At 47.8% G+C, this 21,535-nt stretch carries 18 protein-coding genes; 16 read left to right on the plus strand and 2 right to left on the minus strand.

Going from position 1 to position 21,535, the window contains the following annotated elements; genetic code table 11:
- Positions 1-4: 4 nt before the first annotated feature.
- The 8 genes from GJB61_RS25965 to GJB61_RS26000 all read left to right on the plus strand — a co-directional run bounded on the left by GJB61_RS25965 (position 5) and on the right by GJB61_RS26000 (position 8,753).
- The gene (locus GJB61_RS25965) at positions 5-472 is read left to right on the plus strand and encodes a PspC domain-containing protein (protein WP_154122068.1); all 468 of its coding nucleotides are present in this window, start codon (positions 5-7) and stop codon (positions 470-472) included.
- Positions 473-474: 2 nt separating this feature from the next.
- Positions 475-1,182 (plus strand): PspA/IM30 family protein, encoded by a 708-nt coding sequence (locus GJB61_RS25970; RefSeq protein ID WP_154121948.1) that lies wholly within the window; start codon positions 475-477, stop codon positions 1,180-1,182.
- 617 nt (positions 1,183-1,799) lie between these two features.
- Positions 1,800-2,447, plus strand: a complete 648-nt coding sequence (gene liaF, locus GJB61_RS25975) for a cell wall-active antibiotics response protein LiaF (protein WP_154121949.1) — start codon at positions 1,800-1,802, stop codon at positions 2,445-2,447.
- Positions 2,448-2,499: 52 nt separating this feature from the next.
- Entirely contained in the window at positions 2,500-3,525 is a 1,026-nt protein-coding gene (locus GJB61_RS25980; RefSeq protein ID WP_154122069.1) for a sensor histidine kinase, read from the plus strand.
- Positions 3,526-3,540: 15 nt separating this feature from the next.
- The gene (locus GJB61_RS25985; protein ID WP_195724480.1) at positions 3,541-4,194 is read left to right on the plus strand and encodes a response regulator; all 654 of its coding nucleotides are present in this window, start codon (positions 3,541-3,543) and stop codon (positions 4,192-4,194) included.
- Between the two features lie 84 nt (positions 4,195-4,278).
- On the plus strand, positions 4,279-5,091 hold the full coding sequence (locus tag GJB61_RS25990; protein ID WP_154121950.1) for a YwmB family TATA-box binding protein: 813 nt from the start codon (positions 4,279-4,281) through the stop codon (positions 5,089-5,091).
- A 207-nt stretch (positions 5,092-5,298) separates the two neighbouring features.
- A complete protein-coding gene (gene zwf, locus GJB61_RS25995; RefSeq protein ID WP_154121951.1) occupies positions 5,299-6,849 on the plus strand; it encodes a glucose-6-phosphate dehydrogenase in 1,551 nt (516 codons plus the stop codon).
- 314 nt (positions 6,850-7,163) lie between these two features.
- Positions 7,164-8,753, plus strand: a complete 1,590-nt coding sequence (locus GJB61_RS26000) for a peptide chain release factor 3 (protein ID WP_154121952.1) — start codon at positions 7,164-7,166, stop codon at positions 8,751-8,753.
- A gap of 133 nt (positions 8,754-8,886) precedes the next feature.
- Here the strand turns inward: GJB61_RS26000 and GJB61_RS26005 are convergent, their stop codons facing one another.
- A complete protein-coding gene (locus GJB61_RS26005) occupies positions 8,887-9,123 on the minus strand; it encodes a small acid-soluble spore protein SspI (RefSeq protein ID WP_154121953.1) in 237 nt (78 codons plus the stop codon).
- A gap of 225 nt (positions 9,124-9,348) precedes the next feature.
- Between GJB61_RS26005 and GJB61_RS26010 the strand changes: the two genes are divergently transcribed.
- The 5 genes from GJB61_RS26010 to GJB61_RS26030 all read left to right on the plus strand — a co-directional run bounded on the left by GJB61_RS26010 (position 9,349) and on the right by GJB61_RS26030 (position 15,623).
- Positions 9,349-10,008: a potassium channel family protein gene (locus GJB61_RS26010; protein ID WP_154121954.1), complete on the plus strand. Its 660-nt coding sequence runs from the start codon at positions 9,349-9,351 to the stop codon at positions 10,006-10,008.
- A gap of 254 nt (positions 10,009-10,262) precedes the next feature.
- Entirely contained in the window at positions 10,263-11,057 is a 795-nt protein-coding gene (locus GJB61_RS26015; protein WP_154121955.1) for a TrmH family RNA methyltransferase, read from the plus strand.
- A gap of 540 nt (positions 11,058-11,597) precedes the next feature.
- The gene (locus GJB61_RS26020) at positions 11,598-12,080 is read left to right on the plus strand and encodes a hypothetical protein (RefSeq protein WP_154121956.1); all 483 of its coding nucleotides are present in this window, start codon (positions 11,598-11,600) and stop codon (positions 12,078-12,080) included.
- A 436-nt stretch (positions 12,081-12,516) separates the two neighbouring features.
- Entirely contained in the window at positions 12,517-13,557 is a 1,041-nt protein-coding gene (locus GJB61_RS26025) for an ABC transporter substrate-binding protein (RefSeq protein WP_154121957.1), read from the plus strand.
- Positions 13,554-15,623 (plus strand): iron ABC transporter permease, encoded by a 2,070-nt coding sequence (locus GJB61_RS26030; RefSeq protein ID WP_229522454.1) that lies wholly within the window; start codon positions 13,554-13,556, stop codon positions 15,621-15,623. Before GJB61_RS26025 ends, GJB61_RS26030 begins: the two co-directional genes overlap by 4 nt.
- Positions 15,624-15,717: 94 nt before the next feature.
- Here the strand turns inward: GJB61_RS26030 and GJB61_RS26035 are convergent, their stop codons facing one another.
- The gene (locus GJB61_RS26035; protein ID WP_154121959.1) at positions 15,718-16,614 is read right to left on the minus strand and encodes an AraC family transcriptional regulator; all 897 of its coding nucleotides are present in this window, start codon (positions 16,612-16,614) and stop codon (positions 15,718-15,720) included.
- 165 nt (positions 16,615-16,779) lie between these two features.
- Between GJB61_RS26035 and GJB61_RS26040 the strand changes: the two genes are divergently transcribed.
- The 3 genes from GJB61_RS26040 (at position 16,780) to GJB61_RS26050 (ending at position 21,524) form a co-directional block, all read left to right on the plus strand.
- Positions 16,780-19,245 (plus strand): glycoside hydrolase family 38 N-terminal domain-containing protein, encoded by a 2,466-nt coding sequence (locus GJB61_RS26040; protein ID WP_195724482.1) that lies wholly within the window; start codon positions 16,780-16,782, stop codon positions 19,243-19,245.
- Positions 19,246-19,508: 263 nt separating this feature from the next.
- Positions 19,509-19,895 (plus strand): iron chaperone, encoded by a 387-nt coding sequence (locus tag GJB61_RS26045; RefSeq protein WP_154121961.1) that lies wholly within the window; start codon positions 19,509-19,511, stop codon positions 19,893-19,895.
- A 279-nt stretch (positions 19,896-20,174) separates the two neighbouring features.
- A complete protein-coding gene (locus GJB61_RS26050; protein WP_154121962.1) occupies positions 20,175-21,524 on the plus strand; it encodes an APC family permease in 1,350 nt (449 codons plus the stop codon).
- The last annotated feature ends 11 nt before the right edge of the window (positions 21,525-21,535 follow it).

The following is a 21,535-nucleotide window of genomic DNA, read 5'->3' on the forward strand; positions in this document are numbered from 1 at the left end:
CACAATGACCCGATTGTATCGTTCTACCCGTAACCGGGTAATGACAGGGCTGGCTGGAGGATTATCAGAAACATTAGGGATTGATTCTACGCTGTTCCGGATTCTGTTGTTGGTCAGCATCCCTTTTACAGGCGGTACCACGATCTTCGTGTACCTTATCGCCGCGCTTATTATTCCCAAAGAGCCTACTCAGTATAATCCCTTCGGTCCTGGTCCCGGTGCGCCGGGCGGCCCTTATGGCGGTCATTTCTCCGGCAGACCTGAGCATGGACGCGGACCGCAGGGACATGGAGGATACGGCCCTTATGGACGTCAGCCTAACCAGAATCCCGGTTTTGACCCGAACAACGCATATTCAGCTCCAGATTCCGGTCTGGATGCCATGATGAAGGATATTGAGAAAAAAGCACTGCAAAAAGAAGTAGAACAACTCAAACAAAAACTGTCTAAATACGAGAAGGGAGAAATGTAATCATGGGAGTATTTCAGAGAATTAAGGATATGACTAAAGCGTCGGTAAATGACTTGTTGGATAAAGTAGAGGACCCAATCGTAATGCTGAACCAATATCTGCGCGATATGGAGGCCGAAATTCACGAAGCTGAAGTCACTGTAGCGAAGCAAATGGCGAACGAACGCCGGATGAAGCAGCGTGTAGATGAGGCTGCCAAAGTATCCGGACAACGTGCGGCACAAGCTGAACTGGCATTGAAGAATGGTCAAGAGGAAGTTACACGCAAGCTGTTGGAGGAAAAAATCTATTTCGACCAAAAGCATGCCGAATACAGCGAGCTGCACGGCCAAGCCGAAGCGCAAGCTAAGGAATTGGTAGCTCAGTTGCATGAAATGAAAGATGAGTTCTACAAGCTGCGCAACAAGCGTAATGAGCTAGTGTCCCGTGCCCAAATGGCTAAAGCCAAGAAGCAAATGTCACAGATCAGCAGTGTGCATGCTATTGAGAGCGGTAGTGCATCGCTTGGCTTCCATCGGATGGAAGAAAAGATCATGCAGCTTGAAGCAGAAGCCGATGTTATGCGTGCCCCTTACAGCCCTTCGGCTGCTGCCTACAGCAAACCGATTGATGCCGAGAAACAGCTGAAAGTGGAAGAACAACTCGCTGCTCTCAAAAGCAAGCTGAATGATAGTGCCGCAGCACCTTCTTTAAATAAAGAAGAAAAGTAATTGCTTGTTTCTAAAACTTAAGTGAATATGATATGCTGAACAAGGTAAAGCCATACGGTAGGGGATTCCCATACCGGTATGGCTTTTCCAGCGGTATAGGATGATGGGTGCCGCGGAGCTATTATTACAACAGAATCGGTTAAATCCTGTATTTTTCCCAACATTCCATCCCCTAATAGTCCGTTAAAGCGAAAGTAATGTATTAAATACAACATTGCATTAAGATAAGGACTTTTAAACGTGCGGATGTTGTATTTACTACATCATTTAGTCGTTGCAGAGTGGACAGAACTAGAAATATTGTATTTTATACATCACTTCTCGTTGAAGTGTACGGAAGTTAGGATTTTCAATGCTATAATCGGTGAAAAAGTCACGGAGAGGAATTTTGGAACTGTAGGAGCGTTAGCGTTCGCCTTTGTCCCTGGATTTTATCCGCTATAAGCGGTCTAAATCACAAAATCTGGGGACAACAGCGACCGGAAGTCCAAACATTCCTCGCAGTAACGGCTATTGCACCGGATATCTAATGCTTACGAAGTAGTTTTGCTCCGCAAAACTTAAAGTTAATGCTTACGAAGTCAGTTTTGCTACGCAAAACTTTTAGGAGGTGCGAAATGGATAAACGAAACCGTTTGATTGCCATCGGACTAATTGGGATTGGCTGCGTGATGATTTTTGGTAGATGGATCGGTTCTTTCTCCATTATCGCGCTTCTATTCCTGCTGCTGGGGATTTACCGTACGACGTCAGGCAAAGTGAAGCAAGGGTATAAGCTGCTTGGTATTGGTGCAGTGCTGCTCCTGCTGGATCATTTGCTGCTCGTGCTCGGAATTTGTTTAATCTCATTGGGAATGTTTTTTACCAAATCCAAAAGAGTGCAGCGCAGAGAAGGGTTTATGCAGAAGCAAAACTTCTCGTCCAGATTTGACTGGGATCGTGCACCTTGGGTAATGCACAGTCTCAGCGCATGGCATGTGCTTGGTGAGGCTAATCTTGATCTTTCACTCGCTATGGCGGAGGATAAGGAGACAGTGATGCTGTTTCAGGGGATATTTGGTGATATGGATATCCACTTATCTGACGAGTATGCTGTGGAGATTGAGGCATTTGTCCTATTTGGTTCGATTGAATTCGGCAATCAGCGCGATACAGGCATGCTGAACCGATTGAATTGGAAATCAGCCAATTACGAAAGCTGCGAACAGAAATTGAAAATAAGCATCTCTTACCTGATGGGAGATTTGGATGTAAGGTTGTCCTAAACTGCTTAATATATGAAGGGGGGCCCCCCAGGTGGAAAAAAAACATACAAATATGGTAGCGCGCAGCATGGGTGAGGGGGCTCTTTTCTCTTTAGTCATGCTGCTCGTAATATTGTACATCATGTATACATATGGTTATTTGCAGCCCTTTGAGGACTGGAAGATAGGCGTTCGGACGGCAGTTACGTTAATTCTGCTGCCTATGGCTTTTGGGATCGGTTTTGGATTCCATCAGAGCTTCCGTGTAAAGCTAAAGCTGGAGCGGCTGCGAGAAACGCTGGTGCTGTGGGAAAAGGGCAATCTGACGTTATCCATGCCGGAGCTTGGCAACGATGAGCTGGGTCGGCTCGGAGAGCAGTTGGGACGAATCAGCGAGAAATGGGAGAATCAGGTGTCTACGCTGCAGCGGCTGTCCACGAATAACGCGAAGCTCGCTGAGCAGGCGCGTGTCACAGCCATCATTGAGGAACGGCAGCGGCTGGCCCGCGAGTTGCATGATGCTGTCTCCCAGCAGCTGTTCGCCATCTCCATGACCGCAACAGCGGTAGGACGGACGCTCGATAAAGATTTCGATAAAGCCCAGCGGCAGATAGCGCTTATTGAGGAAATGTCCGCCGTAGCTCAATCAGAGATGAGAGCGCTACTGCTACATTTAAGACCGGTATATCTGGAAGGTAAAGGGCTGGCACAAGGTCTGCAAGAATTGATTAGGGAGCTGAAGGTTAAGGTTCCGATTGAAATTGTGTTTGAGATGGACCCTGACGTGCAGATGTTAAAAGGTATCGAGAACCATTTGTTTCGCATAGTGCAGGAGGCTATTTCCAACACGCTCCGGCATGCCAAGGCAGAGAAGATGGAGATCCGCTTGCATCGTAGAGGGGATACCGTTCGGTTAACGCTGCGTGATGATGGGATCGGCTTTGAAATGGATGACAGCAAGCAGACATCCTATGGCTTATCGAACATGAAGGAGCGTATTACTGAAACCGGAGGTTCAATTCAGTTTATCACCGCTCCAGGTAAAGGTATGCGGATTGAGATTACGGTTCCGTTAGTGAATGAATTAATCAATGAATAGGAGGAAAGGGCAACCATGGGGATGGAAGGACCGATTAAAGTGCTGCTGGTAGATGATCATGAAATGGTGCGGATCGGACTGGCTGCAGTCCTCGGTACCGAGGACGGAATTGAAGTGGTGGGCGAGGCGGGAAGCGGAGAAGAAGGCATACGTCTGGCTAAGGAATATAATCCTGATGTTGTGCTGATGGATCTCGTGATGGACGGGATGGATGGTATTGAAACAACGAGACAGCTGATGAAGCTGTACCCGGAATGTCGAGTGATTGTGCTGACCAGTTATTTGGATGATGAAAAGATGTATCCGGTCATTGAAGCCGGCGCTTTTAGCTATCTGCTGAAGACCTCACGCGCAATTGAAGTGGCGGATGCGATCCGTGCTGCGGCGAGAGGACAATCAGTACTCGAATCCCAGGTAGCTTCCAAAATGATGAATCGCTTCCGTACGAATGCTAATGGCGAGACACCGGCATATAAAGAGCTTACAGAGCGTGAGATGGAAGTGCTAAAATTGCTCGCAAAGGGCAAATCGAATCAGGATATCGCCGATCAATTAATTATTGGTATCAAAACAGTGAAATTCCATGTGACGAATATTCTCGCCAAGCTGGGTGTGGATGACCGGACCCAAGCGGCAATTTATGCATATAAAAATGGACTGGCGGAATAATCCGTAAATGTAAGGTTTAAAATCTCTCTCTTAGGACATCCTGTTTAGTAGATTACTAGACCGGATTAGAGAGGGAGATTAATAGTGAGAGAGAGAAATGGAACTAGAAAAGGTGCTAAAGGTAAACTGCTCCTGTGTATGTTCATTACAATAGCTATGTTGGTTGGATTCCGCTACGCTGCCGGTATATCGACCACAGTGGCTGCGGCGAATGCTTCTCTAGCTGCTGATGCCGGACTTAAGGAATCGCTTCCGTTACTAAGCTCTCTGGGCCAGGATGTTACAGTGTCCGGAACCCCACTCCGGCTGGTCATGAAATGGCAAGGAGAATACAGTCAGGATACCCCGGATACTGCAGAAGCTGCACGAAAGCTATCTGCGGAGCTAGGACTCGGGGAAGTCAGCCATGCCGAAGAGGATGGCCATATGACCTACCGCGCTGTCGCTGCTCCGATTTCATCCTACCAGACTTCGATGTTCTGGAGTGAGCTTGGGAATGGCAGCAGTTATATTATCGTGACTTTGGAGACTGCAGATTTGCTCCAGGCAACCGGGCTTCAGACTGCGGCAGAAGAAGCCGGAGTAACTATGCACAAAGATGGAATTGCAGCTGAGTGGAATGTTTCCCTGCAAGGTATAGCCAAAGCGCAAGGAACTCCCCAAACAGCTTTGAATCATTCAGAGGAGTCCATGGTCGGTCTGATGTCTGGGATCATGGCAGTAGAAAGCTATGAAGATGAGACTACGTCTAGCAGATCTTATACTGTACCTGGCCTTGAACGCTACGTTAGCAGCGGTGATCATTCCATCGCCTTACAGGTAGCCGTTCATAAGAATGGCAATGACGAACGTAATCGGATCACGCTTGGTTTTCCTTTAATAACCATCGAATATTAGCACATAGTGCTTAATATAAGCTTAGATATGGTTTCTAATAAGAAAGAGTAATCAAACTTTACGAAATCCCGAGGGTATTTGTCAGGAATGTGATAGCATCCTTTTTATGAATATGATAAAATGACATAACGTCGTCGTAAAATTTTATGATGTAGTCGACGTTGAGAATAAATGACAACTATATTACATAGAGAAAGATGAGGAGCCATGGCTGAAAATCAAACCCTTGATACACTGCATACACCCGGTGCTGTATTTTTTATCTTTGGGGCAACCGGAGATTTAGCCCGGCGTAAGCTTTTCCCGGCGATTTACAGCTTGTACCGTGAAGGTAAGCTGACACATGATTTTGCGGTAATTGGCGTGGCGCGACGCCCGCGTACTCAGGAAGAGTTCAGAATTGATGTGAAGGAATCTATCCTTGAGTTCTGTCGTTATCAGGCAGGGGACGAGAGTGAATGGAACGAATTCGTGCAGCATTTTGAATATAAATCGCTGGACATCAACAATATTGATGGTTTCCGTGAGCTGAGAGCTCAAACGGAGGCACTTGAAGAGAAATTTCATATTCCGGGCAACCGTATGTTCTACCTTGCACTTGCTCCTGAATTGTTCGGGAGTGTATCGTTCAACCTTAAGGCTGGTGGCATGCTGGATAGTAAAGGTTGGAAACGCCTTGTTATTGAGAAACCCTTCGGATACAATCTGGAGTCGGCGGAGACGCTGAACGGACAAATTCGTGAGGTGTTCAAGGAAGAGGAAGTCTACCGGATCGACCATTATCTGGGTAAGGAAATGGTGCAGAACATTGAAGTTATCCGTTTTGCGAATGCTTTCTTTGAACCGCTATGGAACAATAAGCATATTGCCAATATTCAGATTACACTTGGTGAAACTGTAGGTGTAGAAGAGCGCGGGGGCTACTACGATCATGCCGGAGCTCTGCGGGATATGGGACAGAACCATATTTTGCAACTGCTGACGATGATTGCTATGGAGCCGCCTAGCCGTCTGTTGGCTGAAGATATTCGTGATGAGAAGGTGAAGGTATTACGTTCGTTGCGTCCATACGCTTCACCAGATGAAGTTCGTAGCCATGTAGTGCGTGGACAATATACTCAGGGACTTCACAAAGGCAAGACCCTTCCGGCGTACCGCCAGGAGGAAAAAGTAGATCCGGAATCCAATACAGAGACATATTTTGCTGCACGTGTGTTTGTGGACAATTTCCGCTGGGCGGGGATTCCTTTCTACATTCGTACCGGCAAGCGTCTTCCTGTGAAGACGACGGAAGTGGTAGTGGAGTTTAAGGGTATGCCAACCAATGTCTATTTGGGTCAAAAGCATAAACTGGAACCGAACCTGCTCGTTATTCGCGTCAATCCGATGGAAGGCATCTACGTTAAGATTAATGCCAAGAAGCCAGGTTCAGAATCGGAAATTCAGCCGCTAGCGATGGATTTCTGCCAGAGCTGTATGGTCGGCATTAACTCGCCGGAAGCCTATGAACGCTTGCTGCATGATGCAGCGCGTGGCGATTCCACTTATTTCACCCGCTGGGATGAGGTATCCTCAGCTTGGTCATTCGTGGATCGTATTGCTAAGGCGTGGAAGGAAGAATCCAGTGATTTGGCTTCTTATCCGGCAGGTTCATGGGGTCCAGTTGAAGCGGATCAAATGCTCGCTGAGGATGGATTCCATTGGTGGCCAGTAAACGGCCAGGAAGAAGATAATGTAGTATGGCAGGTTAATAGCTAATACTAACCAGCACACGTAAATTACCAACTCCCTGCAGAGGCTGCAGGGAGTTTTTTTTGAGGAATAAGGGAGCCAAAAGGCCAAATGACCTATTGCTGACATTAAATTTTTACGCTACGGCCTTTTTTGTAGATAATGCTTGCCGGATTTTGGTATACTTTAAAGGATGCACTTGAAGCGGCCTGTAGCGAAATTTAAAATAGATATTAATTCAGAAATGAAGGGATATGTACAATGAGCAAAGCGCCGATTTGATGAGAACTGTAGTCTAATTGAAGCAGAAGCAGGAATTTATAGATGAAGGGATATGTGTAATGAACAAAGCACCGGATCAGAAACTGCAGATGGAAGTGGATCGACGCAGAACCTTTGCGATCATTTCCCACCCGGATGCGGGTAAAACAACTTTGACGGAAAAGCTGCTGCTGTTCGGCGGAGCCATCCGGCTCGCGGGTTCGGTTAAAGCCCGCAAGGCAAGCAAGCATGCGACCAGTGACTGGATGGAGATTGAGAAACAGCGTGGGATCTCCGTTACTTCCTCAGTGATGCAGTTCGACTACCTGGACCACAGAGTTAATATTTTGGATACACCAGGTCACCAGGATTTCAGTGAGGACACCTACCGTACGTTGACTGCTGCGGATAGCGCCGTCATGCTGATTGACGTGGCTAAGGGTGTGGAAACACAGACGATCAAGCTGTTTCAGGTCTGCGCCAAGCGGGGCATTCCGATCTTCACTTTCATTAACAAGCTGGACCGCGAAGGTCGCAGCCCGTTTGATCTGATGGAAGAGCTGGAACAGGTGCTGGGTATTCGTGCGGTGCCGATGAACTGGCCGATAGGTGGAGGCCGTGAGTTATGCGGCGTATATGATCGGATGAAGAGTCAGGTAGAACTGTTCCAGGGAGATGATCACTCGGTGATCAAAGTCCAGAAGGTTGAGGGCTACCGCGATCCGATTATTCGCGAAATGGCCGGAGATTATCTGCATGACCAGCTATGCCAGGATTTAGAGCTGCTTGACGTAGCTGGCGATCCTTTTGACTATGAGAAAGTGCTGCGGGGAGAGATCACACCAGTGTTCTTCGGCAGTGCGATCAATAATTTTGGCGTACAGACATTCTTGGACAATTTCCTGGAACTTGCTCCGAAGCCGGAACCACGTCGCAGCTCAGCGGGTACGATCGAGCCGACGAATGAGAAATTCACCGGTTATGTGTTCAAAATTCAAGCCAACATGAACCCCGCTCACCGTGACCGGATTGCGTTCCTGCGTATTGTATCGGGTAAGTTCGAGCGCGGGATGAGCGTTAAGCATGTCCGTATCGGCAAGGACATCAAGCTGTCCCAACCCCAGCAATTTCTGGCTCAAGACCGCGACATCGTTGAAGAAGCCTATCCAGGCGACATTATTGGTTTGTTTGATCCAGGGATTTTCCGTATTGGAGATTCACTGAGTCAAGCCGGAGATATTCAGTTCGATGAGCTGCCAACCTTCTCACCGGAGATTTTTGCCAAGGTAACCGTCAAGAATGCCCTGAAGCAGAAGCAGTATCAGAAGGGCATTGACCAACTGACCGAAGAAGGCACGATTCAGGTGTTCCGCACGACCAGCTTTGATGATACGATTCTGGGTGTAGTTGGACAGCTGCAATTCGAGGTGTTCGAATACCGCATGAAGGGTGAATATGGCGTGGATGTCCAGCTGCAACGGATGACCTACCAGTTCGCACGCTGGATTGTAGATGATGTGAATAAGCCTGATCCAGGTAAATTCCGCATTAACTCAACGCTGGTGACGGATAAGAAGGGCAACTACGTTGTGCTGTTTGAGAACGAATATGCCATGCGCACCGCGATGGAGAAGAACCCGACGGCTAAGTTCCTGGAAACAGCTCCTTGAGCAGGGATCGCTAGGTTAGCTGCAATATAGACTACACTCAAGACTTTGAAACGATAGCTCACTACCAAAAACCTCCGCCTCATGTGTGCAGCTGCACCTTGAGTTACGGAGGTTTTGTGCTAGTTATGGCTTCCTAGGATGTTATGGAGCCTAAAGTGATCGTCTTCAGATGCTCATGCAGCAAAGTAACAAGTTTATCCTGCTTGGCCGTGTCGAGGTTCTTCCACATGATTTCAAATACAGCCCCAAGCCCTGGAAGCGCTGCTTCTGGCCCATCCACGGAGCCCTCAATCATATGCCGTAGATCGGCCTCAGACTGACCATGCACTTTATGAATGATCGCCTGGCGTAAATCAATTGTAACTGGCATTACACACCTCCTTGATATTTTGGTGAAATATAAGAATTTTCACACGATAAATTATCCTTATATTTCTCGAAGAAGCGGGTACCGTCCATAAAAGGACGGCGAAGCCGTTTCTTCTTGAAACACTTCGTTATAAGATGCCCTGGAGAAGATCGGAAAATTCAAGTTTTTCAGACCTTATGATATACTTGTTGGAGTTATAGAAATGCTTTTGGGAGGTACATAGACATGGCTAAAAAACAATATGCCGTCATTGGAATGGGGCGTTTCGGGTCCAGTGTAGCTAAAGCGCTCAGCGGCATGGGGTTTGATGTCTTGGCAATTGATACGGATGAGCAACGGACACAGGAAATATCGAACATTGTAACCCACGCCGTATCCGCAGATTCTACGGATGAAGAGGCGCTGCGCGCACTGGGTGTCCGTAATTTTGACGTAGTGGTGGTAGCCATCGGTGAGGATATTCAAGCGAGTATCTTGACAACCCTTATATTGAAGGATCTTGGGGTGCCCTCTATTATAGTCAAGGCCAAAAGTGAGCTGCATGGTAAAGTACTAAGCAAGATTGGCGCAGATAAAGTGATTTACCCTGAACGGGATATGGGACTGCGGGTTGCCCATCATCTGGCCTCACCTAATATTCTTGATTATATTGAGCTGTCACCGGATTACAGCATTCTGGATATGAAGGTGTCGGGTTCAATGCTGGGCAAGAATCTGCAGGAGCTCGATATCCGGGCGAAGTATGGTTGCAACGTAATGGCAATTCGGAAGGATGCAGAGATGAACATCTCTCCCCGGGCCGAGGATCGTCTGGTCGATGGGGATATTCTCGTTATCGTTGGCCATAAGGACAATCTAACCAAGCTCGAAAGGGCTTATCAATAAAGGCTCCTTCGCAAAATCAGAGGTTGGCTTTACGTGCTAACGTAAGCGAAGGGTCGGGGGGGATTCTGGAGAAACGGAAGTGTTCGCCTTTAAAGCCCGATTTCAACCAATAAATATCTTTAATCAAAAAATCGGGCTTTAACAGCGATCGTAAGAACCCTCCGAACCCGTAGCAGCTTGATTCACAAACGGTCAACCGCTGATTTTGGTTCTGAGCCTTAATAAATAGACAAGATATGACGAGAGGATACCTTATGGAAATTATATCTCCGCAAAATACACGGGTTAAAGAATGGGCTGGGCTGCAGGAGAAGAAGCATCGCGACAAAGCCCAAAAATATATACTCGAAGGAGTTCATCTGGTACAGGAAGCATTACTTGCCGAGGCTGAGGTAGAATGTCTGGCTTATGACCTGGAAAGAGGAATGCCCAGTGAACTGAAAAAACTGCTGCAGTCGGTTCAGGGTATGGAGGTTATCGGGGTCTCGGCGGCGGTAATTTCCAAGTGCAGCAGCACTAATACGCCGCAGCCGGTCTTTGCTATTGTGCGTAAAGAGCAGCAGGGAGCGGAGGCTATCCTGTCGAAAAAAGATTCCCTTGTCGTTGTTCTGGACGGAGTCCAGGACCCCGGTAATGTTGGTACCATCATCCGCAGTGCAGATGCCGCGGGTGCGGACGGAGTGATCCTCGGCCTTGGCTGCGCCGACCTCTATAATCCGAAGACCATCCGCTCCACGATGGGCTCGATGTTCCACCTCCCCGTAGTGGAGGGGGATTTAAGTGAAATCCTGCCGCAGGCGCGAGAACGTGGTGCGCTGCTGGTCAGCACCTCGCTGCAGGGAGAAGAAACGTGCTACAGCCATGATTTCCATGGCAGTCAGTGGCTGCTCATCGGCAGCGAAGGTAAGGGAATCTCGCCAGAAACGGCCCGACTCGTCGACAAGAGCATCATCATCCCGATGGCCGGCCGCGCTGAGTCACTGAACGCGGCGATGGCGGCGACGATTTTATTGTTTGAGGGGATGCGGCAGCGGGGGTTTAACAAATAAAAAATTCCTGTCCAATTTCAAAATAACTGTCCCTAACTAAAATTAACTGTCCCCAAACCACCAAAGACTGGAGCCTGGTTGACGATTGACCCAACCATTTCTACAGTCTTTTTCTCTCCTCTTAAAGCACTACAGCAGGGATTCCTCATCCAAATACCGAATTACTACTCAAGCAGAAACCCAGGCAAATCAAGGATTTCGGGGTAAGCAGAGACGGTTTTACTCAGGCATTTCCCAGGCACTTATTCAGGAGTTTTAAATGCCGATCCTTGCTTTTCTCAGGCACTTCTCTATCCTTTCAGGGACACGAATTATTAGTCGTTTTCGTTCACAATTGAACCAGTTTCTTTCAAGTTTTCAGGGCTTTTTCTCAGTATTATTGAGACGCGAATTTTTATCTCAGAATCGTATATTTGTCACAATAGAGCCAAACCCGATGTGTCTGGAATCTTTGATACATCGGGTTTATTTATGTTTAATTATAAGAACTATGCAGGCTACCTAAGAGCGTTAGACGATATTCTAAGATTAGGAGAAGACATGAAAAACATTAAAGAAATATCTGCGTTTTACTATCTTTGTTTGATTACTGGATATTACTCAAAACAAGATATTATTGAATGGGCTGATAGGTGTATAGCTGAGTTTCAATTCCCATATGAGCTCATTGAATTATCTCTATCCAAAGGGAGATCCCTTAATTATATAGCATCTATTCTAAAATCAATTTACGCAAAAGATGTCTTGAATGAACCCTTATATAAACTATTAGGGCTTTTAGTACAGAATCTAGAAGATGATCAAATCACTAATGATGATTTTTTTACATACCTTAATAGAATACTGTCAGAGGGAAGTGTATTTACAATTAACGAAGAATTACATCACGCAATAGATCGATTGGATGACGGTTATTATTTGGCTACTGAAGGTATATATGGCGATCTGGATACTTTAAAAGATAAGGCCATAGAGGATTTAAAAAAATACAAAGAATATATTAGTATATTCGAAGAAGCGTAGAACTCTGTCTGATATTACATTCAATATTACAGGCCGGATAAGCTGGTATTGCTAGACGATAATCAGTCCTGATGATCAAGGAATTCATGCTAATTAAACAACTTATAAATCTCCCTCAAATAGGGTGCTTTATAAGTTGTTTTTCATTTCTAATCGTAGTAATCTAGCAAGCCAGGATGTAATCAGATCGTATGCAGTTCTCCTGAAAGTTAGGATGAACGGCACATACAGTGGCGTGAGAGTTCCAAGGCTAGCTGCCCCCTTATTATTCAATTATCTGGGTCTAGTAAATGAAATATTAAATTTTAACTTTGACTTTTAAGGAAATCGATTATATTATAGCTAATAGAGTTAAAAATGATAATCATTATCAATTGAACGATAATGATTATCACATAATTAATATTAGTTTATACATAATAGGGGGATATACAAAATGAACAAAAGGTTAATGGGTTTAATTATGGTTATCGTCGTCATGCTGATTGCAGCAGGCTGTGGATCTAACAACACGAATAATTCGGCCGCTAACGGAGAAGCAACTAGCAACGCAACTGCTGCTGCAAATGCAACGGCTACAAATGCAGGCACTGAAGCTGCAAGCGGTCCTATTATACTAAAGGATGCTAAAGGCGAGTTGAAGTTAGATAAGCCAGCGCTAAAGGTTGTGGTACTGGAGTGGACCTTTACGGAAGATGTTATTGCACTCGGTGTACAGCCGGTGGGCAATGCCGATAACGAAAACTATAAGCTGTATGTGACTTCTGAAGCACCACTCGATGCAGGCGTGACTGATGTCGGTGCTCGCGACGAACCGAATCTGGAGACGATTGCTGCTTTAAAGCCAGATCTGATTATTGCTAATACCGATAGCCACGAAGCGATTTATGAACAATTGAAGGGTATTGCGCCAACGCTGATTTTTAGTCTGTATCCGCTTGAAGGGCAAGGGGATCAATACACGCAGATGGAAGAAATGTTCAAAACAATTGCAGCTGCTGTTGGCAAAACAGCAGAAGGCGACAAGGTCCTCGCTGATTTGGATACGCATTATGCGGATGCGAAAGTGAAGCTGGCCGCAGCAGGCAAGGAAGGCTTGAATTATGTACTGACGCAAGCATACAGTTATCAGAATGCTGCGACGATGCGTCTTTTTACTAACAATTCACTGGCCGTACAAACGTTGGATCGGATTGGCCTGAAGAATGACTGGAACCCTGAAAAATTCGAGATTTACGGATTTAGTACATCGACAGTTGAATCCTTGCCTGCGGTTCAAGATACTAATCTGCTCTATATCGTCCAAAAGGATGATAATATTTTCACGAAAGAGCTAAAGGATAACTCTGTTTGGAATGGTCTTACCTTCGTTAAGGAGAAACGTACCTTCGGATTGGACAGTGCAACTTGGGTGTTCGGCGGTCCGGTCTCCTCCAAAGTTATCGTTGATGAAGTTGTAAAAACATTAACGAAATGAGTACTTCGATGAACATCAAGAGCAACAAAGAAGCCTCAATCGGAATGACCTGGCGGATAATTGGAATATTTGGGGGCGGCATAGCCGTCCTCTTTGTTCTATTCATTCTTAGCCTCTGCTTCGGAGAAGCCAAGATCCCGGCAACTACCGTATTGGAGGGGTTACTTCACCGCCGCCAAGATGTGATGGAGCATAATCTGTTGTGGGATATCCGGATGCCACGTACGGTTATTGGCATTCTGGCCGGGGCTGCTCTTGCTGCGGCTGGCGCCTTGCTGCAAACGATAACGAAGAACCCGCTAGCTTCCTCAGATACACTGGGGATCAATGCCGGGGCTTACTTTATGGTTGTCCTTGGTATGGTTGCTTTCCCGGCTATGCAGCATCAGTACCCATTGTTGCTGTCCGCAGCAGGAGGTTTGCTGGCCGCACTAGCTGCTTATTTCCTGAGCGGAGGCAAGACCGCTACGCCCGTGCGACTGGCTTTATCAGGTATGATCGTGTCTATGGTGCTTGGAGCATTTACATCGGCCCTTCATATTTTCTATAAAACAGAAACGCAAAATTTATTCCTATGGGGCGCGGGTTCCCTGATTCAGCTTGACTGGGATGGTGTTAAGTATGCTTGGCCTTTCGTCGTTGCACTCCTTGGGGTAGCGGTGTTCGCAGGACGGCAATTCGATGCGCTTGAGCTTGATGAGTCAACCTCCCGCTCACTCGGACAGCGTGTAGGCTTAACTCGGGCGGTGGGCCTTGGCATATCGGTGTTAATGGCTGCGGTCGTGGTCAGCGTAGTTGGACCGATCGGCTTTGTGGGTCTGGTCGCCCCCCATCTTGTCCGGCTTAGCGGTATCCGCAAGCACCGTCTGCTCATTCCCGCGAGCGCGTTGTGGGGAGCCCTGCTCATTACGGCTGCGGATACGCTTGCGCGTATGGTGCGGAGCAATGTGGGGGAGATGCCGGTTGGTGCGGTCATGGCGATTATTGGAGCGCCTTGGCTCATTTGGCTGGTGCTCACCAAGATGAAAAATATATCCGGTTCAGGCTCTGGGCAGTCCTCCATGAGTATTGGGGGAGCAGCGCTGAGAATGCGTTTTGCTCCAACTGCGATATTCATGACCATACTGCTTATCGTTATTATCCTTGTGAGCCTGTCGCTTGGGGGGACGAGAATACCGATTGCTGACTTGCTGGGCAGCCTTGTCCACGGAGGAGATCAATCGTATTCGGTTCTGCTGAATTTACGGCTTCCGCGTACACTCGTTGCGGCTGAAGGCGGTATTGCGCTTGCGATCAGCGGTGTCTTAATTCAAAGTGCTGTCCGAAATCCGCTGGCAGACGCCTCCATTATCGGCGTGACCTCGGGAGCCGGGTTTGGGGCGATGATCGTGCTTGTCGCATGGCCAGGGTTAACGATATTTGCACTTCCGTTTGCCGCGATTGCGGGTGGGGTTGTTGCAGCGGCTTTTGTATTTTTTCTAGCGTGGCGCAAATCTTTAAATCCGTCTGTGCTTATCCTGCTCGGAATCGCAATATCGGCAATCTTCTCTGCGGGCATACAGGTCATGATCGTCAAGGCTAGTCTATGGAGCAGTAGTTCCTTTATTTGGTTAACAGGTTCGACCTATGGACGGGGCTGGGATCAATTTTATAGCCTATTTATCTTTCTGCTTGTACTGGTGCCGTTAGCTTATTATTTGGGGCGGAAATTTGATTTGTTGGCCTTTGGCGACGAGAGTTCCACAGGTTTTGGCTTACCGGTTCGGGGGACGCGGCTCTGGGCTATGATTCTCGGCGTTTTGCTGGCCGCAGGAGCTGTTGCGAGCGTAGGGACGATTGGTTTTCTCGGACTCATGGCGCCACATGCGGTGCGGATGATGATTGGACATCATACGAGACGCTCCATTATTTTGTCAGGATTGCTTGGCGGATTGATGCTCGTCATTGCCGATACGATCGGAAGAACCATCATGGCACCGACAGAAATTCCGTCAGGTCTAATTATTATGCTGATCGGCGCTCCGTATTTCCTGTTTCTCATGTACCGTTCGCTTGTTCGTAGGTAATATAATATCACGCATATTCAGTAAAAAGGCGCTATCTTAAGTCGAAGTAAAATGACTTAGGAATAGCGCCTTTTTTCTTTGCTGTATTATTTCATTATTCTTTTCCGTCATACTCCCGCCGGTAACTCTGCGGCCCTTGTCCATAATGTTTCTTGAAGGCCCTGCTGAAATAGCTTAAATCCGCAAATCCGGCCTGCTCTGCCACCTCGGAGATGAGAGAGCCGGGGAGGAGGAGGAGATCCCGGGCTTTTTCCAGGCGGATCTGGTTCATCCGTTCGACGATGGTGTTGTCGCTGAGCTTCTTGTACTGGCGGGACAAATGCCCGTAGCTCATATGCAGCGAAGCCGCCAGCTCGGTTACATTCAAGTGGCTGCCCTGAAAGTCCTCCAGGTAGATTTCTACTTTGCGGACGATTGGATCTTGTGTGATTCGGGTGGATTTAGCATCTCCCTCCATGTCTTGCTGTAGGAGACTCAGTTGGTCCAGCAACCGGACGAGCAGAAGCTGCAGTCCCAGCTCCGAGCGGCTCACGGTTGCCTCTTCCAGGAACTGTATCAGCAATCTTCCGAAGCCATCTTCATCCCGGTACGATCCGGGCCGCCAGTTATGCAGCCGGTGCAGCCGGGCATACAATGAATCTTCCGCCTTCTCATCCTCCAGTTCCGCGCAGGCTAGCCGCCAGCGGAAGCACATGCCCTCATGCGGATTGCCGCGGGTATAGACATGGGAATGCACCATACCCGGAGGAATGAGAAAGAATTCCCCCTCCTGCACTGTGATGGAATCCCCGCTAAACCGCGTCTCCATCTGTCCGGCCAGCACATAGTTGAACTCAAACCAGGTATGGGCATGGGGCGGGCATTTGCTAGCCGTGCCGATTTGTTCAAAAATGATATCGACCCATTCAATGACAGCATCCTGAATACGGACTTCATGGCATAATGTATTGAATACGGGAGGCAGAATGGTTTTCCATTCATTGATTTCCATCTTCTCGTGGCTCTTCCCTTCCGCGCGTCTTTTCGTTTGATTCTGCTCATTATATCATAATCGGACAAATAAACGCGTGAATTAGAAATGTACTCCGCTGATGTCCTGCCTCACAATATAGGAAGAAGAGTCACGATTCCTATAGGTAAGAGGAGGCCACAATACATGAAAAAACTGCATTTGCTCAGCAACGCCCATCTGGACCCGGTATGGCAGTGGGAATGGGAGGAAGGGGCGGCGGCAGCGGTATCGACCTTCCGCGCGGCGGCAGAATTTTGCGAGGAGTATGAGGGTTACATTTTTAATCATAATGAGGTTATTCTCTATCAGTGGATCGAAGAATATGAGCCTGCGTTGTTTAAGCGCATCCAGCGGCTCGTTCAGGAAGGTAAATGGAGGATCATGGGCGGCTGGTATTTACAGCCCGATTGCAATATGATATCCGGCGAGTCTTTTGTCCGCCAGATTCTGTTGGGCAAGGCCTATTTCCGCGAGAAGTTCGGGGTGGAACCAACGACGGCGATCAATTTCGATTCCTTCGGCCATACCCGAGGGCTAGTGCAGATTCTCCAACAGGCGGGGTATGATTCCTATATTTTTATGCGTCCTGACGAGATGGAGGGCTTGCCTGCGGGGGTGTTCCAGTGGGAAGGCTACAATGGTAGCAAAGTGATGGCGCACAAAATTGAGGGCGGATATAACACGCTCATGGGCAAAACCCGTGGGAAGATCGAGCAGTGGCTGACAGATCATCCGGATGAAGAAACGGGTCTACTGCTGTGGGGCGTGGGCAATCACGGCGGAGGCCCTTCGCGGATCGATCTTACGCAGATCAAGGAGCTGATGCAGGAGCGGCAGGATATGGAGATCGTGCATTCCACAGTGGAAGCTTATTTTGCAGAGATACGGACAAAGGAATTACCCTCCTATGCGGGAGACTTGAACCCCCGGTTTGTCGGCTGCTATACTTCCATGATCCGCATCAAACAGAAGCACCGCCAGCTGGAGAATGAATTATTTTTGACGGAAAAAATGCTCTCCACCGCTGCCCTTCACGGTCTTCTGGTATATCCTGCCCGTGATCTGCATGAAGCTCTGCGTGATCTGCTGACCGCCCAATTTCACGATATCCTGCCGGGGTCCTCGGTGCAAAATGCCGAAGAAGCTTCGCTTCGCCAGATCGACCATGGGCTTGAAATCCTCGCACGGCTGAAGGCCAGAGCCTTCTTTGCTCTGTCCACAGGGCAAGCAAAGGCCGCGCTGAAAGAATACCCGGTCCTGATCTATAATCCGCATCCATTTGCGGTGCAGGGTATTTTTGAATGCGAATTCATGCTGGAGGATCAGAACTGGAATGAAGGGTTCTCTATGCCTGTGGTCTATCAAGGTGAAGAACGCCTCGCCTGCCAGTCAGAGAAGGAGCGCAGCAATATCCCGCTGGATTGGAGAAAAAGAGTGGCCTTTACAGCTGAGCTGGCCCCCTCCTCCATGAACCGCTTCGATTGCCGGATTGAAATGCTGCCCGCTAAACCGCTGCCTCTGCTTACGGAGCAGAACGGCTGCTTCCGGTTTGAGACCGCAGAGCTGTTGGTGGTCATTAACGCTCAGACCGGACTTATGGACGAGTACACTGTGGGCGGGACTAGTTGCCTGCGTCCGAATGCCTTTGCACCGCTTGTGCTGAAGGATAACGAAGATCCATGGCGAATGGACGTTACGGCTTTCGATGAAGTCGAAGGCAGGTTCACACTGATGAATGCTGAAGAAAGCGCTGTGTTCTCCGGCGTTAAGCATCCGCTTGCGGCTGTGCGGGTGATCGAGGACGGCGAGGTCCGCACTGTGATCGAAGCGGTCCTGAAGTATGGCAGCTCCAGTATATGCCAGGTCTATAAGCTGCCCAAGCAGGGGACGGAGATTGAGATAGAACTGCGTGTGTACTGGAATGAGAAGGATAAGCTGCTCAAGTTGTCCATCCCTACTGTTCTGGAGCAGGGTGATTACATGGGCCAAACCGCCTTCGGCGTGAACCCGCTGAACCGGGAAGGCCAGGAGACGGTGGCGCAGAAATGGATTTCGGTGGAGGATGCTGCACAGCATCTCGCGATCACTTGCATCAATAACGGGATCTACGGTGGGGATTTCCACGCTGGTGAGGTGCGCTTATCACTTTTGCGGAGCGCCGGATATTGCGCGCATCCGATTAGCGATCGTCCGATTATGGCCCAGGACCGCTTCCTGCCACGCATGGACCAAGGAGAGCGAAGCTATACCTTCTGGCTGAACGCGGGCAGGCTGGCAGAGCGAAGAACGCGGGTGGACCGCGAAGCGCTTATTCATAATGAGCGGCCTTATGCCTTGTCCTTCTTCCCCTCAGGGGAAGGCGAGCAGCCTGGCCCATGTGTAATTCTGGAGGATGACAGTATTCAGCTTAGCGCCTTCAAGAAGGAGGAAGAGGACGGCGGTTACATCCTGCGCCTGTTCGAGCCGACTGGCAACGGCGGCACAACTATGGTCAGCCTCCCGGCGCTCGGCATTCGCCATGAAGTCAGCCTGAACGGATTTGAGTTTAAGACGTTCCGTGTGCATTCCTCGTCCCGCGCGCTGGAGGAAGTTCCGCTCTGCGAGCGTTGAGGTAACGTAGGATGACCGAGCTGAGATAATAAGCTGCCAAGCAGCGATTCTGGATACGAATACCAATTCTTCATTTACTATCAGTAAAGGGTGACCTGTTAACCTTTTCGTATTTCAGTTATTTACAAGGCGCCAAACAATCAGAAATTACTATAGATATCCAGAAAATAGCGGATTATTTATCGGGCAAATAGCAGGTAGGATTTTTCATCATGGAGCTCGAATAAACTATGATAGGATGCAGAACATCGAAAGGAGGACTCATGGAAGACAACAAAATAACCTTTGAATCAATCGATGAATACATTTCACAATTCTCTCCTGAGGTTCAGGACAAACTGAAAATGATAAGAACCGTTATAAAAGAAGCGGCCCCAGATGCGGAAGAAAAGATAAGCTATCAAATGCCCACTTTCGCTATGCATGGAAATTTGGTGCATTTTGCAGCCTTTAAGAAACACATCGGATTTTATCCGGCTCCTCGAGGAATCGATGCTTTTAAAGAAGAATTATCGGTATATAAGGGAGCAAAAGGGTCCGTGCAGTTTCCTTTAGACCAGCCGCTTCCCTTTGAATTAATTAGCAGGATCGTTCAATTTAGAGTGGCTGAGAATATCAAGAAAGCAGAAGCCAAATCGAAAAAGAAGTAGTAGTGTATTTGGAAAAAAGAGACTGGTACCTGTTGGGGATGTTCCTCACTGGGTTACTGGTCTTTTTTGATGAAGAGTATTTCTTCTGATTTCATGTTATATATATGTACACAACTAGTGACATTTAGACCTTTTTGTGTAAGGCATATGTGGAAATTTATCTATATTCCCCTGTTTAGATCTAAATCGGTAAGATTCCAGTAAGGTTTACTCTGTATTATAATAATCATGTTAGAATTAATGCCATTAAACCATCGTGCTGAAGAGGAGTGATTCCGTTTGGAGAAGGCAGAAGAAGTGAGGGTTCCGCTTAGAGTCATGACGCAAGGCAAACAAATCATCTTTGGTATTTCTTTGATGGCGCCGATCGCCATCTTTGGGACGTATGGCATTGCCACCGAAATCTCCAAAGGGATGTTGCCTACCGCTTATTTATTAGCTTTTCTAGTCATGCTGATTACGGCTTACAGCTACGGCAAAATGGTTAAGGTATACCCGACCTCAGGTTCTGCCTATGGTTATGTTCAAAAGACGATTCACCCCTACGCCGGATTTTTAGTGGGCTGGATGCTGTTGCTTGATTATGCTTTTGTGCCGATGTTATCGGTTTTGTTTCTGGGTTTAGCTCTGCATGAGATGATTCCGGCGATACCCATTGTAGTCTGGGTTGCTCTATTTATTACACTTAGCACCTTTATTAATATCAGAGGCATGCAAATGGCGATCAAAGTCAATCAGATTATGGTCGGCCTGCAGTTTTCCGTGATACTGGTATTTTTCGGCGTATGTATTTATAAGATTGTCAATCATTCATCGGCAGGTTCGTTAATCTCAGCAACCCCTTTTTGGAACTCGGATTTCACTTTAATCAGCGTCATTGCCGGTACAGCTTTGGTCTGCCAATCCTTTCTCGGCTTTGATGCAGTGACTACCATTGCTGAAGAATCGGTGAAGCCGGAGAAGACCATCCCTCGAACGCTGATCATCGTGACGCTGCTGAACGGTATTGTGTTTATATTGATTGCTTATTTAGGCGGGCTTGCGTACCAAGGCCATGCTTTTACCACTTCGGAGACGGCGGCGCTAGAGCTTGTTGGATTTCTGGGTGGGTCGGTCTTTCAGACCCTGTTTCTGGTAGTTACTGCAGCTTCTATCTTTACACTTATCGTCTCGCAGCAAGCCGGAATATCGCGTCTATTGTTTGTGATGGGTAGAGATCGTGTCTTCCCGCAGAAGCTATTCTGTTATATGCATCCACGATATGCGACCCCTGTAGGTGGGATTGTATTCATCGGCGTGTTGACCGTTGCTGCTTCGATGCTGTTTGATTTAGTCACACTGGCTTCGCTGGTTAACCTTGGCGCTTTTGTGGCCTTTGCTTTTGTGAATTTATCCGTTATTGTTCATTACTATTTCAAAAACAAGCTTCGTTCACCGAAGGCCACGCTGCTGAATCTGCTGCTGCCCCTTTGCGGAATACTCTGCAACGCCTGGCTGCTCGCTAACCTGAGCCATCAAGCGTTCCTTGTGGGAGGGATATGGTTCGGAGCGGGACTGCTCTTCTTGGTCATCAAGACCCGCGTGTTCACACAGGTTCCGGAATGGGGTTATCTTGATACCTCGTTATAAAATGTTGGGTT

The organism is Paenibacillus monticola (assembly GCF_009664975.1).
In the GTDB taxonomy this organism is placed as follows: Bacteria; Bacillota; Bacilli; order Paenibacillales; family Paenibacillaceae; genus Paenibacillus_AQ; species Paenibacillus_AQ monticola.